Annotated in this window: 16 protein-coding genes; 5 read left to right on the plus strand and 11 right to left on the minus strand. The window is 64.2% G+C overall.

From position 1 onward, the window contains the following. Positions 1 to 39: 39 nt before the first annotated feature. On the minus strand, positions 40 to 3,105 hold the full coding sequence (locus tag BMY68_RS19690; protein ID WP_085529935.1) for an efflux RND transporter permease subunit: 3,066 nt from the start codon (positions 3,103 to 3,105) through the stop codon (positions 40 to 42). A 6-nt stretch (positions 3,106 to 3,111) separates the two neighbouring features. After that, entirely contained in the window at positions 3,112 to 4,212 is a 1,101-nt protein-coding gene (locus BMY68_RS19695) for an efflux RND transporter periplasmic adaptor subunit (protein ID WP_009042368.1), read from the minus strand. A gap of 93 nt (positions 4,213 to 4,305) precedes the next feature. Here BMY68_RS19695 and BMY68_RS19700 point away from each other — a divergent pair, with 93 nt between their 5' ends. Next, positions 4,306 to 4,950, plus strand: coding sequence for a TetR/AcrR family transcriptional regulator (locus BMY68_RS19700; RefSeq protein ID WP_085529934.1), 645 nt, complete (start codon positions 4,306 to 4,308; stop codon positions 4,948 to 4,950). Positions 4,951 to 5,021: 71 nt separating this feature from the next. Here BMY68_RS19700 and BMY68_RS19705 read toward each other — a convergent pair whose 3' ends face one another. Beyond that, entirely contained in the window at positions 5,022 to 5,804 is a 783-nt protein-coding gene (locus BMY68_RS19705) for a class I SAM-dependent methyltransferase (protein WP_028681752.1), read from the minus strand. Positions 5,805 to 5,898: 94 nt separating this feature from the next. On the opposite strand from BMY68_RS19705, the gene BMY68_RS19710 reads away from it, so the two are divergent. Beyond that, positions 5,899 to 6,519, plus strand: a complete 621-nt coding sequence (locus BMY68_RS19710; RefSeq protein ID WP_175534853.1) for an energy transducer TonB — start codon at positions 5,899 to 5,901, stop codon at positions 6,517 to 6,519. 63 nt (positions 6,520 to 6,582) lie between these two features. On the opposite strand, the gene BMY68_RS19715 is transcribed toward BMY68_RS19710, so the two are convergent. The 6 genes from BMY68_RS19715 to ppc form a co-directional block, all read right to left on the minus strand. Next, positions 6,583 to 7,410, minus strand: a complete 828-nt coding sequence (locus BMY68_RS19715; RefSeq protein WP_062823552.1) for an isocitrate lyase/PEP mutase family protein — start codon at positions 7,408 to 7,410, stop codon at positions 6,583 to 6,585. Between the two features lie 32 nt (positions 7,411 to 7,442). Beyond that, positions 7,443 to 8,303: a DUF72 domain-containing protein gene (locus BMY68_RS19720; RefSeq protein ID WP_009042363.1), complete on the minus strand. Its 861-nt coding sequence runs from the start codon at positions 8,301 to 8,303 to the stop codon at positions 7,443 to 7,445. Continuing rightward, positions 8,303 to 8,605 carry a hypothetical protein gene (locus BMY68_RS19725; RefSeq protein WP_053259778.1) on the minus strand — a complete coding sequence of 101 codons (303 nt, stop codon included), beginning with the start codon at positions 8,603 to 8,605 and terminating at the stop codon, positions 8,303 to 8,305. Before BMY68_RS19725 ends, BMY68_RS19720 begins: the two co-directional genes overlap by 1 nt. A 185-nt stretch (positions 8,606 to 8,790) precedes the next feature. Next, positions 8,791 to 9,465 (minus strand): tRNA (adenosine(37)-N6)-threonylcarbamoyltransferase complex dimerization subunit type 1 TsaB, encoded by a 675-nt coding sequence (tsaB, locus tag BMY68_RS19730; protein WP_085529932.1) that lies wholly within the window; start codon positions 9,463 to 9,465, stop codon positions 8,791 to 8,793. A gap of 98 nt (positions 9,466 to 9,563) precedes the next feature. After that, the gene (gene adk, locus BMY68_RS19735) at positions 9,564 to 10,211 is read right to left on the minus strand and encodes an adenylate kinase (protein WP_007927955.1); all 648 of its coding nucleotides are present in this window, start codon (positions 10,209 to 10,211) and stop codon (positions 9,564 to 9,566) included. Positions 10,212 to 10,500: 289 nt separating this feature from the next. Then, positions 10,501 to 13,131, minus strand: coding sequence for a phosphoenolpyruvate carboxylase (ppc, locus tag BMY68_RS19740; protein ID WP_085529931.1), 2,631 nt, complete (start codon positions 13,129 to 13,131; stop codon positions 10,501 to 10,503). 240 nt (positions 13,132 to 13,371) lie between these two features. Here ppc and BMY68_RS19745 point away from each other — a divergent pair, with 240 nt between their 5' ends. From BMY68_RS19745 to BMY68_RS19755, 3 genes are all read left to right on the plus strand, one after another. Then, positions 13,372 to 13,716: a hypothetical protein gene (locus tag BMY68_RS19745; protein ID WP_007927959.1), complete on the plus strand. Its 345-nt coding sequence runs from the start codon at positions 13,372 to 13,374 to the stop codon at positions 13,714 to 13,716. Positions 13,717 to 13,999: 283 nt separating this feature from the next. Then, on the plus strand, positions 14,000 to 14,413 hold the full coding sequence (locus tag BMY68_RS19750) for a DUF4398 domain-containing protein (RefSeq protein ID WP_007927961.1): 414 nt from the start codon (positions 14,000 to 14,002) through the stop codon (positions 14,411 to 14,413). Positions 14,414 to 14,466: 53 nt separating this feature from the next. After that, positions 14,467 to 15,255, plus strand: coding sequence for a lipotoxin F family OmpA-related lipoprotein LptF (locus tag BMY68_RS19755; RefSeq protein ID WP_009042359.1), 789 nt, complete (start codon positions 14,467 to 14,469; stop codon positions 15,253 to 15,255). 108 nt (positions 15,256 to 15,363) lie between these two features. Here the strand turns inward: BMY68_RS19755 and BMY68_RS19760 are convergent, their stop codons facing one another. After that, positions 15,364 to 15,690, minus strand: coding sequence for a PA3694 family proteiin (locus BMY68_RS19760; RefSeq protein WP_009042358.1), 327 nt, complete (start codon positions 15,688 to 15,690; stop codon positions 15,364 to 15,366). After that, positions 15,687 to 16,604, minus strand: coding sequence for an alpha/beta hydrolase (locus tag BMY68_RS19765; protein ID WP_007927967.1), 918 nt, complete (start codon positions 16,602 to 16,604; stop codon positions 15,687 to 15,689). The genes BMY68_RS19760 and BMY68_RS19765 overlap by 4 nt, the downstream gene beginning before the upstream one ends. Between the last annotated feature and the right edge of the window lie 48 nt (positions 16,605 to 16,652).

The following is a 16,652-nucleotide window of genomic DNA, read 5'->3' on the forward strand; positions in this document are numbered from 1 at the left end:
GCGCGGATCGCGAGCAAGCTCGCTCCTACAAAGGGCGCATCAGGTTTTCCTGACCCGGAACCACGCCGCGTACAACGCCGGCAAGAACAGCAGGGTCAGAGCCGTCGCGACAATCAGCCCGCCCATGATCGCCACCGCCATCGGCCCGAAGAACACGCTGCGTGACAGCGGGATCATCGCCAGCACCGCCGCCAGCGCGGTCAGCACGATCGGCCGGAAACGCCTGACCGTCGCCTCGATGATCGCCTGCCACGGCGTGAGCCCGGCAGCGATGTCCTGCTCGATCTGATCCACCAGGATCACCGAGTTGCGCATGATCATCCCCGACAGCGCGATGGTTCCGAGCATCGCCACGAAGCCGAACGGCTGACGGAACACCATCAGGAACAGGGTCACGCCGATCAGCCCCAGCGGCGCGGTGAGGAACACCATCGCCGTGCGCGAGAAGCTGCGCAGTTGCAGCATCAGCAGGGTCAGCACCACCACGATGAACAGCGGCACGCCGGCCTTCACCGAGTTCTGCCCGCGCGCCGAGTCTTCCACGGTGCCGCCGACGTCCAGCAGGTAACCGTCCGGCAGTTCGGCGCGGATCGGCTCCAGGGTCGGCAGGATCTGCTGCACCAGGGTCGCCGGCTGTTCCTTGCCATAGATGTCGGCCCGCACGGTGACGTTCGGCAGGCGGTTGCGGTGCCAGATGATGCCTTCCTCGAAGCCGTACTCCAGGGTCGCGACCTGCGACAGCGCCACGCTCTTGCCGTTGTCGGTGGGCACAGCCAGGCTCGGCAACAGCGACAGCTCGGTGCGTTCATGCAAGGTCCCGCGCAGCAGGATCTCGATCAACTCGTTGTCTTCGCGGTACTGGCTGACGCTGGAACCGGTCAGCGAGCTTTGCAGGAATTTCGCCAGGTTGGCCGTGCTCACGCCCAGGGCCCGCGCACGGTCCTGATCGATGTTGAGGTAGACCACCTTACTCGGTTCTTCCCAATCCAGGTGCACGTTGACCACGTGGGGGTTCTCGCGCACCTTGGCCGCCACCTTGCGCGCCAGGGCCCGCACTTCTTCGATGTGCTCGCCGGTGACGCGGAACTGCACCGGATAGCCCACGGGCGGGCCGTTCTCCAGGCGGGTGACTCGCGAACGCAGGGCCGGGAACTGTTCGTCGAGGGTTTCGATCAGCCAGCTGCGCAGGCTTTCCCGCTCCTCGATGGTCTTGGCCAGCACCACGAACTGGGCAAAACTCGCCGCCGGCAGTTGCTGGTCCAGGGGCAGGTAGAAACGCGGCGAACCGGTGCCGACGTAAGCCACATAGTTATCGATGCCGGCGTGATCCTTGAGCAGCGCCTCCAGGCGCTTGACCTGCTCGGCGGTGTTGCTCAGGGACGCGCCCTCGGCCAGCTTCAGGTCGACCATCAGCTCCAGGCGCCCGGAAGCCGGGAAGAACTGCTGCGGCACGAAACGAAACAGCATCACCGAGGCAATGAACAGCAGCACGGTCAGGGCAATCACGGTCTTGCGCCGGCGCACGCACCATTCCACCATCCGCCGCACCCGCTGATAGAACGGCGTGCCGTACGGATCGGGCTGGCCGTCGGCGCTGCCGTGCTTGGCCGCGTGCAGCTTGGCCAGGTCCGGCAGCAGCTTCTCGCCCAGGTAGGGCACGAACACCACCGCGGCGATCCAAGAGGCCAACAAGGCGATGGTCACCACCTGGAAGATCGAACGGGTGTATTCGCCGGTGCCGGACTGCGCCGTGGCGATCGGCAGGAAACCCGCGGCAGTGATCAGGGTACCGGTGAGCATCGGGAACGCGGTGCTGGTCCAGGCGTAGCTGGCGGCCTTGAGCCGGTCGTAGCCCTGCTCCATCTTGATCGCCATCATCTCCACCGCGATGATCGCGTCGTCCACCAGCAGGCCCAGCGCCAGCACCAGCGCGCCGAGGGAGATCTTGTGCAGGCCGATCCCCAGGTAATACATGGTGGCGAAGGTCATCGCCAGCACCAGCGGAATCGCCAGGGCCACTACCATGCCGGTGCGCACGCCAAGGGAAAAGAAGCTCACCAGCAACACGATCGCCAGGGCTTCCACCAACACCTGGACGAACTCGCCGACGCCGGTCTTCACCGCGGCCGGCTGGTCGGAGACCTTGCGCAGTTCCATGCCGGCGGGGAGGTTTTTCTGGATCCGGGCGAACTCCAGTTCCAGCGCCTTGCCCAGCACCAGGATGTCGCCGCCGTCCTTCATCGCCACGGCCAGGCCGATTGCGTCCTGGCCCATGAAACGCATGCGCGGCGCCGGTGGATCGTTGAAGCCGCGACGCACATCCGCCACATCGCCGATACGGAAGGTGCGGTCGGCCACCCGGATCGGGAAGTTGCTGATCTGCTCGACGCTCTGGAAATTACCGGACACCCGCAATTGCAGGCGCTCGCTGCTGGTCTCGAAGAAGCCGGCGGTGGACACCGCGTTCTGCTCCTCCAGGGCCTGCTGCACCGCCGCCAGCGGCAGGCCGAGGGTCGCCAGCTTGACGTTCGACAGCTCGATCCAGACCTTCTCGTCCTGCAAGCCCAGCAGGTCGACCTTGCCCACGTCCTTGACCCGCTGCAGCTGGATCTGGATGCGGTCGGCGTAATCCTTGAGCACCGCGTAGTCGAAACCGTCGCCGGTCAGCGCATAGATATTGCCGAAGGTGGTGCCGAACTCATCGTTGAAGAACGGGCCCTGGATACCCGGCGGCAGGGTATGGCGGATATCGCTGATCTTCTTGCGCAACTGATACCAGAGCTCGGGGATCTGGTTCGAGTGCATCGAGTCGCGCGCCATGAAGGTCACCTGGGACTCGCCCGGGCGGGAAAACGAGACGATGCGCTCGTACTCGCCGGTTTCCATCAGTTTCTTTTCGATGCGTTCGGTGACCTGCCGGGAAACCTCCTGGGCCGTGGCGCCCGGCCAGTTGGTGCGGATCACCATGGCCTTGAAGGTGAAGGGCGGGTCTTCGCTCTGGCCCAGCTTGGTGTAGGACAACGCCCCGACAATGGCCAGCAACAGCATCAGGAACAGCACGATCTGGCGGTTGCGCAACGCCCATTCGGAAAGATTGAAACCCATCGGGGATTACTCCTTGGCCGCCAGATTGACCACGCGGTTGGAGCGATCCACCGGGCGCACCTGCTGCCCCTCATGGAGCACATGCACACCCGCCGCCACTACCCAGTCGCTGACCCCGAGGCCTTCGAGAACCGGCACGCTCTTTTCGCCGAAGGCGCCAAGGCGCACCGGGGTCTTTTTCAGGGTGTTGTTGGCGTCGACCCGCCAGACATAGGCGGCACCGTTCTCCGCAGTCACCGCCGACAGCGGCACCGACAACGGCACACTGGCCGCGGCCTGGATAAACACTCGGGCGCTCTGCCCCAGCTCGGCCGGGACCTTGCCGGCAGTAAAGGCGATGCGGGCGGCGAAGGTACGGGAGCGTGGGTCGGCGGCCGGCGACAGCTCGCGGATCTGCCCGGCGAAACGCTGGTCGGGCTGGCTCCACAACTCCACCGACACCGGCTGGCCGATGCGGAAACGGCCGAAACCCTGCTCCGGCAGGCTGATCAGCACTTCCCGCTCGCCGTCGGTAGCCAGGGTAAAGACGGTCTGGCCGGCGGCGACCACCTGGCCGACCTCGACCGTGCGCCGGGCCACGACGCCATCCTGGGGCGCGCGCAGCACGGCGTAACCGGCCTGGTTGCTGGCCACGTCGAACTCGGCCTTGATCTGCTTGAGCCGGGCCAGGCCCGAGCGATACAGGTTCTCGGCGTTGTCGTACTGGGACCGGCTGACCAGTTGCCGATCCATCAGGGTCTTGTAGCGGTCGCGCTCGGAGCGCACCAGGTTCAGGTTGGCTTCGGCCGCCGCCACCTGGGCCCGGGTGGCCTCCAGTTGCAGCCGCACGTCCTGCGGGTCGAGCTCGGCCAATGGCTGGTCGGCTTTCACCCGTTGCCCCTCATCGACCAGTCGTCGGCTGACCTTGCCCCCAATCCGGAACGCCAGGTCCGGTTCGTAACGCGCGCGGACCTCGCCGGGATAGCTGTCCATGGCCTGCGCCGCGGGCTCTGGCTGCACCACCATGGCCGGGCGAACGGTGGTTTGCGCCGGTTCTTCATGTCCGCACGCGGACAGCAGAACGGCCAGGCTGACGGGCAACGCGAGGGATAAGGCATAGCGGAACATGGTGGGGGACCTTTCGCTAAGGGTGCTTCGAATAATTATACTGGCGGGTATGTTATTAATAGCAAACTCACCAGTCCAGTATTAAAGCGAAGAATGTCCGACAATCTTTCCACCTCAAACGGCCCCGGCCGCCCCAAGGACCTGGCAAAACGCCAGGCCATCCTCGAAGCCGCGAAAACGCTGTTCCTGAGAAATGGCTACGCCAACACCAGCATGGACGCGGTAGCCGCCGAAGCCGGTGTTTCCAAGCTGACGGTGTACAGCCATTTCAACGACAAGGAGACCCTGTTCTCCGCCGCGGTAGTGGCCAAGTGCGAGGAGCAGTTGCCGACGCTGATCTTCGAGCTGCCGGCCGGCATGCCGATCGAAAGCGTGTTGCTGAACATTGGCCGGGGCTTTCACCTGCTGATCAACAGCGAAGAATCCCTGAACCTGCATCGCCTGATCATGGCCCTGGGCAGCCAGGACCCGAAGCTCTCGCAGATCTTCTTCGAGGCCGGGCCACAACGCATGGTGCAAGGCATGGAGCGGCTGCTGACCAGAATCGACCAGAGCGGCGCCCTGCGCATCGACAAGCCGCGCAACGCCGCCGAGCATTTCTTCTGCCTGCTCAAGGGCACGGCGAACTTTCGCCTGCTCTACGGCTGCGGCGAGCCGCTGAGCGACGAAGCCGCCGAGGAGCATGTGCGGGAAGTGGTGGGGTTGTTCATGCGCGCGTATCGGCCGGAGTCGGCCTGAGGTTGTGACAACGGAGCGAGCGGGACGCCCGGTCCCTGCTCGCTATAGACAGCCGAAAGGCCCGATAAAGATCAGGCCTTGAGCGCCTTCTTCGGATAGATATCGTAACGGCTGGATTTGCCATCCAGCGCATGGCTCGGCTTGGGGCCTGCGATGCACGGCGCCTTGCGCGGGCGCTTGACCACCACCCGATGGCTGGCCAGGGCCAGGGCGGCCTCCAGCAGCGCCGGGGCGTCCGGGTCGTCCCCGACCAGCGGGCGGAACAGGCGCATTTCCTTTTTCACCAGCGCGGTCTTTTCCCGATGCGGGAACATCGGGTCCAGGTAGATCACCTGGGGCGGCTCGCCCTCCCAGTTGCGCATGACCTCGATCGAGTTGCCCTTGAGCAGGTGCATGCGCGCCACGATCGGCGCCACCTCGAAATCCTCTCCCGCCCGGGCCAGGCCATCTTCCAGCAAGGCGCCGATCAAGGGCTGGCGTTCGATCAGGCTCATCTCGCAGCCGAGGCTGGCCAGGACGAACGCATCCTTTCCCAGCCCCGCCGTGGCATCCAGGATCCGCGGACGCACGCCCTGGGCGATGCCCACCGCCTTGGCGATCATCTGCCCGCTACCGCCGCCATACAGCCGCCGGTGCGCCGCGCCACCCTCGACAAAGTCCACCCGCACCGGCCCTGGCGCGTCGGCGCCGAGCTGCTGCAGCTGCAAGCCCTGCTCGCCGACCTGCAGGGCGAACTCCGCCTCGTCGATCTGCAATGGCAGCCCCAGTCGCTCGGCCCAGTGCGCGGCCTGCGGCTGGAATGCATCGGCCAAGGCCTCGACTTTGATGCGGCAGGCCGCTGGTTGCTCACTCATCTGAAAACACGCTCAAAAAATTAATGATCGGCAAAAGCTGCCGATAAAAGAACTATCCGGCATTTTGCCAGAGCTGAGCGTCGACCCGAGAGAAATGTCAGACATTCGAAGCCTATCCATTGGCGTCATATCGCCCCACGGCGATTACGGCCTAAAAAATTCCCAGGCACTGAGCGGCGTCAGCCATCTGTGGCAGGATTTTTTTGCCCAGGCGCTGGCCGAGCAACGCAGCGATGGCGCGAAGGTCACTGACGACAATTCTCCGGTGGCCGTGGACGGCCCGACCGAACCCCATGGCGGCAGCGACCTGCTGGCGCAAATCGTTACCCAGCGTCATTGCGACGTCCAGGACACCGAGATCCGTCCACCGGAACCGTTGTTCCTACCGATCGCCGAGTTCGAGACCGAGCTGCTGGACAAACCGTTTCCGCCGTTCCCGCCGGAAGAAATCGCCGCCCAGCAACACCAGCAAGACTTCGAAAGCGGCTGGGTGCGCCCCATCGTCCTCAATGCCGACCAACCCATGCCCGAGCCGGGCCCGGCGCCGCAACCGCGACCGTTGCACCTGCCGATCGCCGAACTCGAACTGGACCTGCTGGACAAACCCTTCCCGCCCTTCCCGCCGCAAGAGCTCATCGAGCAACAGAAGCAGTTCGACTTCGATACCGGCTGGGCGCGTCCGCTGATCCTGCAGAACCTGCGGATCGCCGCCTGACCTCAAGCCGGTTTCAGCGACAGATGCACTACCGGCAATGGCGCCCAGCGGCAACCCGGCCGCTCAGCCCTTGAACAACCGATTGATCTGCCCGAACGGCAACGCCTGGTCGGCAAAGTCGAAGCTGCCGTGGTCGCGGATTTCCTGCGCCGCCTGATAGAAGGCGCCATAGGCGGCCCGCGCCAGGGCCGAACCGACGCTGATCCGCTTCACCCCCAGCTCGCTCAGTTGCGCCAGGGTCAATTTCAGGCCACCCGACATCAGCACGTTGACCGGTTTGGGCGCCACCGCGCGGACCACGGCGATGATTTCCTCGGCCGAGCGCAATCCAGGCGCATACAGCACATCGGCGCCGGCCTCGGCATAGGCTTGCAGGCGGCGAAGGGTGTCCGGCAGGTCCTGCCGGCCATGCAGCAGGTTTTCCGCCCGTGCCGTGAGCACAAAGGGAAAAGGCAATTGCCGCACTGCGGCGACCGACGCCTCGATACGCTCGACCGCCAGCTTGAAGTCATAGATCGGATCATCGGCCCGGCCCGTGGCGTCTTCGATGGAGCCGCCCACCGCCCCGCAGGCGGCCGCTTGGCGCAGGGTCCTGGCACAGCCTTCGGGGCTGTCGGAAAAACCGTTCTCCAGGTCCACCGCCACCGGCAGGCTGCTGGCGCCGACTATGGCGCGAACGTTGCCCAGGGTGTCCTCCAGGGACAAGGCACCTTCAGCGTCGGGGCGCCCCAGAGAAAAAGCGAAACCGGCGCTGGTGGTCGCCAGGGCCTCGAAGCCGAGGCTGGCCAGCATCTTGGCGGAGCCCGCGTCCCAGGGGTTGGGAATCACGAAAGCCCGATCACGCTCATGCAGGGCCTTGAAGGTTTGGGCACGAAGGGTTTGCGCATCCATTGGCGGACTCCTGGGCAGGGAAATGATCCCGCTCAGAGCAAGCCGAGTTGCTCCGCGGCGGGCTCTCTGTATAGCTCAGGCAAGGCCGGCAATCCAGGCAGGCGCTCCATCAGGCGCGCGTGAAAACGCCGCGCCAGCTCGGCGGCCAGGCGGTTATCGGCGGTGTGCAGGAAGATGTAGGGGGTTCGCCCTTCCTCGATCCAGCCGGCGACCTTGTCGATCCAGGGCACCAGGAACGGGTCGTTGGCCTCAAGCTCCGGATGACCGATAAAGCGCACCTGGGGAAACTGAGTGAAGGCGGCCGGGCGCGGCGGTACCTTGGGTTTCTTCGATTGCGCATGGAGCACCGACGGCTCGCTGGAGGTGCAACTGAACAAGGCGCGCGGGTCGAGGCAGATGCGCTCCACGCCACGATCCAGCAGCAGGCGGTTGAGCATGCGCTCGGCATCGCCCTTGGCGAAGAAGTCCCGATGCCGGACTTCCACCGCCAACGGCCGCTCCAGGCCGTCGATAAAGCCCGCCAGTTCCGCCAGGCGCTGCGGTGTGAAGCTCGCAGGCAATTGCAGCCACAGCGGCGAAACACGTTCGCCCAGCGGGCTGAGCAACTGCAGGAAGCTCTCGGCCGCGCCCAATTGTTCGCGCAGGTCGCCGCCATGGCTGATATCGCCGGGAAACTTGGCGGTGAAGCGGAAATGTTCGGGCATGGTCTGCGCCCAGCGCTGCACCGTGGCCTCGGCGGGGCGCGCATAGAAGGTGGTATTGCCTTCCACGGCATTGAAGACCTGGCAATACAGGCCGAGAAAGTCCGTCGGCCGCGCGCTTTCCGGGTACAGGTACTCACGCCAGGCGTTTTCGCTCCAGGAAGGACAACCGAGGTAATAAGGCAGCAACATCAGATGTGCAGGTCGAGACCCACCACTTCCATATCCCAATCGACGAAACCGGCGGTGGTCAGGTAGCTGGCCAGGGCGTTGGCCACGCTTCTTTTCATGGCGCGGTGGAAGATCATGTCCTGCGGACGGGCGGGCAGGTTGCTGGTGCGCCCGGCGGAAGCCTGGGAGCGCGCCTGGGCTGAAGTCTCGGGCTGGACTTCGACGGCATCTGCGTCCTCGAGGGAGTCGTCCAGCAGCACGCTGCCTTTGCGAGGCTTGCGCTTGATGGGGTAGGACTGAGAGGAAATGCCGTCTATGCGCATAATCACATGCTCGATATCGATGATGGCAATTTAGCGGCACCTCGCCGACTACGCAAATGCCGAGTGATAACTAGAACACAGAAAATGCAAAAGGTTTAAAAGCCACCGGAAACTGGCACGAAAACCTGACGATTGACACGCTCGCCACGCGGGCTCGTGGTGGCGAACAGCTCTGCAGCGGCCTGTCAGCGCGCTTTTGGCGTCGCCACTTTGTCCCGCAGGTACACCGGTTGCGCCTCGTCCGCCGGGATCGCCTCGCCGCGTTCCCAGGCAAAGCGCGCCAGAGTCAGCAAATCTTCGGCGTGGGGCAGCATGCCCGCGTCCTGGCCGCTGAGATTGACCCCGATACGCTCGGCGTAGCCCCAGCCGGTGCCCGCGCCGAACCAGTCGCCGCTGGCGTCCGCCGGCAACGCAGCGGCTTCCGGCGGCAGCACCGCTTCGGCCCCTGCCAGGCGCATCTCGCCGGCCACTTCGCGGTAGCAGCCCCAGTAGACCTCATCCATTCGCGCATCGATGGCGGCGGCCACCTGGGTCGCGCCGTATTCGCGCAATGCGCGCTGCGCCAGCACCGCCAGGTTCGACACCGGCAGCACCGGGCGTTCCAGGGCGAAGGCCAGGCCCTGGACCACGCCGATGGCGATCCGCACACCGGTAAAGGCCCCAGGCCCGCGACCGAAGGCAATGGCATCGACGGCCTGCAGGCTGGTGCCGGCATCGGCCAGCAGTTTCTGGATCATCGGCAGCAGCTTCTGTGCATGCAGGCGCGGGATCACCTCGTAGTGGCTCGTCACCTTGCCGTCGTGCAGCAAGGCAACCGAGCAGGCTTCAGTCGCGGTGTCCAGGGCCAGCAAGGTGCTCATCGATGTTTCCATAAGGCAGAGGGAGTTGAAAAAAGTGACGCATTATAAACAGCAACGGCCCGCAAGCGGGCCGTTGAAGATCAAGCCGGTACGACTGATCAGCTCAGCGCTTCGAGCACCTTGCCGGTGATCGACTCGACCGAACCGACGCCCGCGATGTGGCTGTACTTCGGCTTGCCCTGGCTGGCGGCCAGGCTCTGGTAGAACTCCACCAGCGGCTTGGTCTGGGAGTGGTAGACCGACAGGCGATGACGCACGGTTTCTTCGGTGTCGTCTTTACGCTGGACCAGGTCTTCACCGGTGATGTCGTCTTTACCGGCGATTTTCGGCGGATTGTAGACAGTGTGGTAAACGCGGCCCGAGGCCTCATGCACACGGCGACCGGCGATACGCTGGACGATCTCTTCGTCGTCGACGGCGATCTCGACCACGTTGTCCAGCTCGACGCCAGCTTTGACCAGCGCTTCGGCCTGAGGAATGGTGCGTGGGAAGCCGTCGAACAGGAAACCCTTGGCGCAATCGGCCTGGCTGATGCGTTCCTTGACCAGGTTGATGATCAGGTCATCGGAGACCAGACCACCGGCGTCCATCACGCTCTTGGCCTTCAGGCCCAGCTCGGTGCCGGCCTTGACCGCTGCGCGCAGCATGTCGCCGGTGGAGATTTGCGGAATGCCGAATTTTTCGGTGATGAACTTTGCCTGAGTACCTTTACCGGCCCCGGGAGCTCCCAGCAGAATTACGCGCATCGATGTGCTCCTCAATTTTTTATTTAGAAACGCTCGGATTCGCCTCGTGGGGCCAATCTCGGAAATGGGATAGTGGCCGCCCAAACGGCCAAAGGCTGATCAAGATACACAGCCGACACAGCGCACACAAGCAGCCGAAAGTCGGAGCAACCCGCCGCCTTTATGCCCTGGCGACAGGGTATTGCTGGTCGCAACCCCATAACAAAGTGTCGCCTGGCGACGGTCGCCAGCCCTCTCGGGCCAGCGCTCGAAGTACCGTGCCAAGCCACTGAAAACCCCGGCAATTACCTTAGCCGGTATTGCGCAAACCGGCGGCAATCCCCGCCACAGACACCAGCAGCGCCTGTTCCACCGGGCTGTCCTGGGCGCCGTCCTGGCGCCGCGAACGGGCCAGCAGTTCGGCTTGCAATAGATGCAGCGGGTCCAGGTAGGTATTGCGCAGGCGAATGAACTCCAGGGTGTCGGGGCTATGTGCCAGTAACTGCGACTGACCGGTCAGCCCCAAGACCACCGAACACGCCTGCGACAATAAGTCGCGTAAATGCGCACCCAATGACAGCAGCGCCGGTTCGACCAATCGTTCGTCGTAGGAACGGGCTATATCCGCGTCGGCCTTGGCCAGCACCATCTCCAGCATGTCGATGCGCGTGCGGAAAAACGGCCACTGTTCGCGCATCTGCCCCAGCAACTCGCCCTCCCCGCGCTCCAGGGCCTTGCTCAGGGCGGTTTCCCAGCCCAGCCAGGCCGGCAGCATCAGGCGGGTCTGGGTCCAGCCGAAAATCCACGGGATGGCCCGCAGGCTTTCGATGCCGCCGGCGCGCCGCTTGGCCGGCCGGCTACCCAATGGCAGGCGCCCCAGTTCCTGCTCCGGCGTGGACTGGCGGAAATACTCGACGAACTGCGGGTTCTCCCGCACTACCGCGCGATAGGCCTTCACCCCATCGTCGGCCAGTTCGTCCATCAGGTCGCGCCAGGCTGGCTGCGGCAGGGGCGGCGGCAGCAAGGTCGCCTCCAGCACCGCCGCCAGGTAGAGATTGAGGTTCTGCTCGGCGATGTCCGGCAGGCCGAATTTGAAACGAATCATTTCCCCTTGCTCGGTGGTACGGAAGCGCCCCGCCACCGATCCCGGCGGTTGTGACAGGATCGCCGCATGGGCCGGGCCGCCGCCACGCCCCACGGTGCCACCGCGGCCATGGAACAGCAGCAGCTCGACCTGTTGCTCGCGGCAGATATCCACCAGTTTTTCCTGAGCCCGGTACTGCGCCCAGGCGGCAGCGGTAGTGCCGGCATCCTTGGCCGAGTCGGAATAACCGATCATCACTTCCTGCGGGCCCTGCAGGCGCGAACGATAGCCTGGCAGAAGCAGCAACTGCTCGATCACCGGGCCGGCGTTGTCCAGGTCGGCCAGGGTTTCGAACAGCGGCACCACGCGCATCGGTCGCAGCACGCCTGCTTCCTTGAGCAGCAGTTGCACGGCGAGTACATCGGATGCCGCGCCGGCCATGGAGATCACATAGGAACCCAGCGAAGCCGCCGGGGCCGCTGCGATTTCCCGGCAGGTCGCCAGCACTTCGGCGGTGTCGGCCGACGGCTTGAAGTAACCAGGCAACAATGGACGACGACTGCCCAGTTCACGCATCAGGAAATCGATGCGCTCTTGCTCGCTCCAGTCGCCGTAGCGGCCTAGCCCCAGGTAATCGGTGATTTCGGTCATTGCCGCGGTGTGCCGCGAGGAGTCCTGGCGCACGTCCAGGCGTACCAGGAACAGGCCGAAGGTCACTGCGCGTCGCAGGCAGTCGAGCAACGGACCGTCGGCGATCACCCCCATGCCGCACTCATGCAGGGACTGATAGCAGAGTTCCAGCGGGTCCAGCAGCTCGCGGTTGTTCTGCAGCACCTGGGCAGTGGCCGGCACGCTACCGCTCAACGAGGCCTGGGCCCAGTTGCGGGTGGCCCGCAGGCGCTCGCGCAATTGCTTGAGCACCGCGCGATACGGCTCGGCGCTGTCGCCGGCCAGGGTCCGCAGCGCCGCGTTGGCTTGCTGCATGGACAGGTCGGCCGCCAGTTGATCGACATCGCGCAGGTACAGGTCGGCGGCCATCCAGCGCGCCAGCAACAGCACCTCGCGGGTCACCGCCGCGGTGACATTGGGGTTGCCGTCACGGTCGCCGCCCATCCACGAAGCGAAGCGGATCGGCGCCGCCTCCAGCGGCAAATGCATGCCGGTGGCCGCATGCAGGGCCTGGTCGGCCTTGCGTAAATAGTTGGGGATGGCCTGCCACAGCGAATGCTCGATCACCGCGAAGCCCCACTTGGCTTCGTCCACCGGGGTCGGCCGGGTACGGCGGATTTCTTCGGTGTGCCAGGCCTCGGCGATCAGCCGCTGCAAGCGTGTCTGGATCTGCGCGCGCTCGGCCGAAGTGAGGTCGCGATGGTCCTGGGCGGCCAACTGCGCGGCGATGGCATCGTATTTCTGGATCAGCGTGCGGCGGGCGACTTCGGTGGGGTGGGCGGTCAGCACCAGCTCGATCTCCAGCCGTCCCAACTGCCGGGCCAGCGCCTCGGCGCCATGGCCTTCGGCCCGCAGGCGCGCCAGCAGTTCCGGCAGCACCCGCGACTCGAACGGTGCCGGCTGCGACTCCTCGCGACGGTGAATCAACTGGTACTGCTCGGCGATGTTGGCCAGGTTGAGGAACTGGTTGAACGCCCGCGCCACCGGCAGCAGTTCATCCTCGCTGAGCTGGTTGAGGCTGGCGCTGAGTTCGGCATCCAGCGAACCGCGCCGGTCGGCCTTGGCACCCTTGCGAATCTGTTCGATCTTGTCGAGGAAACCCTCGCCATACTGTTCACGAATGGTGTTGCCCAACAGCTCACCCAGCAGGTGAACATCTTCGCGCAAGCGCGCATCAATATCGGTCATCTACCTGTTCTCCAGCGGACTTGGGGCTCCTGGTAAGCCCCAAGAGTGCCGCCAGCACATGGCTATTAGCAAGGGCGGTCTTGACGCGAACAGCTGCGGGCAAGGCCGGTGCACGACGAAGCGCCTTTAAACCTTGCACGATGGAGCTAGTCTCAAGAGTAAGCCGCACAACGGCTTAGCGCCGGCACAGGCCGGTCACTCACCAAGCCCTGCCACAAGCAGGTGTTCATTGAGGTTGCCATGAAAATCCGTGAGCTCGCGCAACACTGGGAAGAAAACGCCAAGGGTCGCCTGACCCAGACCGGCTACACGATCTATCTGGATGTCGAAGCCGCCGCACGCCTGGCGGCGATTTCCGAGATGTACCCCAAGCGCCGGACCGAGGAACTGCTCGGCGAACTGATCGGGGCCGCCCTGGAGGAACTCGAAACCAGCTTCCCTTATGTCCAGGGCCAGCATGTGGTCGCCACCGACGAAGAAGGCGATCCACTCTACGAAGACATCGGTCCTACCCCGCGTTTTCTCGCCCTGTCGCGGCGTTATCTGCATGATCTGTCGGCTCAGGCAGACGAGCAGAAACACTGATCCACGCCCGCATTTCTCACCGATAAGAGCGTTATTCCTGACCCCGGATCGGGTCAGGAGTACCCCTGCGCACGACAAAAGTTCCTTATTTAGAGCCTTGTCCACACAGTCAGGAAATTTCCGGGCAATAAGCCATCTTCTCTGAACTATTCAAAAAAGCCTCGGGTCACAGCCAATAACCATCACTGGAACGGCCGTTTCATTTTCAACGCCCTCAGCCTTGTCACTCAGCGTTACGGCGTCGGAACCGGGATGGATTTTGATGTTTTTCAGGAGTTATCCAATGGAGTTGAAGACCATGAAGATCAGCACTGCCAAATCCTCGTCAACCTCTCTGCGCGGGCTGAAACTGGCCGCGCTGGCTCTCGGTAGCAGCCTGGTCCTGGCCGGTTGCGCCGGTAATCCGCCAAGCGAGCAATACGCGGTGACGCAATCTGCGGTCAACAGCGCAGTCAGCGCAGGCGGTACCGAATTTGCCGCGGTGGAAATGAAATCGGCTCAGGACAAGCTCAAGCAAGCCGAGCTCGCCATGCACGACAAGAACTACGACGAAGCCCGGCGTCTGGCCGAGCAGGCCGAATGGGACGCCCGCGTCGCCGAGCGCAAGGCTCAGGCAGCCAAGGCCGAACAGGCATTGAAGGACTCTCAGAAAGGCGTTCAGGAACTACGTCAGGAAGGCATGCGCAGCGTGCAATGAGCCGCGAGCGCCGATTCCCACGTATTCGCAATCGATAAAAGGACGAAACCATTATGCGTAAACAACTGATGATCCCTGCCCTGTTGGCCCTGAGCGTAGCGCTGGCGGCATGCTCCACTCCGCCTAACGCCAACCTGGAAAACGCCCGGACCAACTACTCCGCCCTGCAGGCCAATCCGCAGGCCACCAAGGTGGCGGCCCTGGAGACCAAGGACGCCAGCGAATGGCTGGACAAGGCCGACAAGGCCTACCTGAACAAGGAGGACGAAAAGAAGGTCGACCAACTGGCCTACCTGACCAACCAGCGGATTGAAGTGGCCAAGCAGACCATCGCCCTGCGCACCGCGGAAACTCAGCTCAAGGACGCCGGCGACCAGCGCGCCAAGGCGCTTCTGGATGCCCGTGACGCGCAGATCAAGCAACTGCAATCGAGCCTCAACGCCAAGCAGACCGACCGCGGTACCCTGGTGACCTTCGGTGACGTACTGTTCGCCACCAACAAGGCCGACCTGAAATCCAGCGGCCTGGTCAACATCAACAAGCTGGCGCAGTTCCTGCGCGACAACCCTGACCGCAAGGTGATTGTCGAAGGCTACACCGACAGCACCGGCAGCGCGGCTTACAACCAGTCGCTGTCCGAGCGCCGCGCCACTTCGGTACAGGTCGCCCTGATCAAGATGGGTGTCGATCCGGCACGCGTCGTCGCCCAGGGTTATGGCAAGGAATACCCGGTTGCCGACAACGGCAGTGTTTCCGGACGCGCCATGAACCGTCGCGTGGAAGTGACCATTTCCAACGACAACCAGCCGGTCGCGCCACGTTCGGCCATCAGCGCCAACTAAGCCCGGCCCCGCGCGATAAACCGCGCACCCAATAAAAAGCCCCGCCTTGATCGGCGGGGCTTTTTTATCCGGCAACCGGATCGCGACTTGCGCTGGCAAGCCTTTCGGTCACTGCTCCAGCTTCGGGGTTTCCTGGCCCATGCAGCGCACGGCGCGCTTCTTGTTGTTGATCAGCACGCCCGTCAACCCCTTCTGCTCGGTGTCGAACAGCACCAGCACGCCATCGATGCATTGCGCCACTTCGGCCGCCGGCTCCAGGGATACCTTGTAGTCCTCGCCGGGCACGGTCTTGAGCATGGTGAAATCGTTGAGCAGCAACGCATCCTCCGGCTTGGCGAAATGCAGGTAGCCGTAGTACCACAGGCACGCCACGGTGCCGAGGATGCTGCAGATACCGGTGATGATCAGGGGGATGGCGTTACGTTCTTCGCTCATTGCGGACTCTCTGGAGGTTCTACGACTGGATTCAAAGGTGTGGGGTAATTGGGGATTTCCCCCAGGCGGCGCAGGCCGTTGAAATGCTGCGGATCCTCAAGGTAACGCAACATCACCTGGCGCCAGACCGGGTCGGCGAAGGTCTGCACATGACCGCCTCGGGTCAGCTGCAGCACCCTGGGCGGGGGCGCAGCTTGATACAGACGGATGCCGTTGGAAAGCGGTACGAGGGAATCGTCGATGCTGTGGTAGATCAGCTTGGGCACGCCATCCAGGCGCGCCATGGCCTTGATCGCACTGTCGCCATCGGGCACCAGCCACGACAGCGGCACCTGGAACGGCCAGGTCATCCAGGACGTACTGAGGGCAAAACGGCCCACCTCGCGGTAACTGGCCGGTACCCCGTCGAAGACAATGGCCTTGAGCTGGCGCTGGCGTTCCGGATGCTGCTCCACCAGATAGTGGATGGCCAGCGCGCCGCCCAGGCTCTGGCCCAGGACGATCAGCGGCTTGCCCTGGACCTCGGGCGCCCGGTCCAGCCATTGGAAGGCCGCGTCGACGTCCTGGTAGATCGCCGGCAGGCTCGGTTTGCCTTGCGACACCCCGTAGCCACGGTAGTCCACCAGCAGCACCTGATAGCCCTGCTCCGGCAACCACCAACTGCCGCCGAGGTGCCCGGACAGGTTGCCGCCATTGCCGTGCAGGTGCAGCACCGTGCCCTTGACCGGCACCCCGGCCTTGGCCGGCAGCCACCAGCCGTGCAAGCGCGTACCGTCGGCGGCGGTCAGGGTGACGTCGCGGTAGTCGAGCCGGGCCTTGTCCGGGGTGAACGGCAAACCGCGCTCGGGATAGAACAGCAGCGAGCTGCAACCGCTCAGGGTCAGCAGCAGGCAGACAATGCTGAGGACTCGCATCCGTTTGAAGCCTTATGCCGAGAGTGAAAAACGCCCCCTGCAGGAGCG

Source organism: Pseudomonas sp. NFACC41-3 (assembly GCF_900109505.1).
Lineage (GTDB): Bacteria > Pseudomonadota > Gammaproteobacteria > Pseudomonadales > Pseudomonadaceae > Aquipseudomonas > Aquipseudomonas chlororaphis.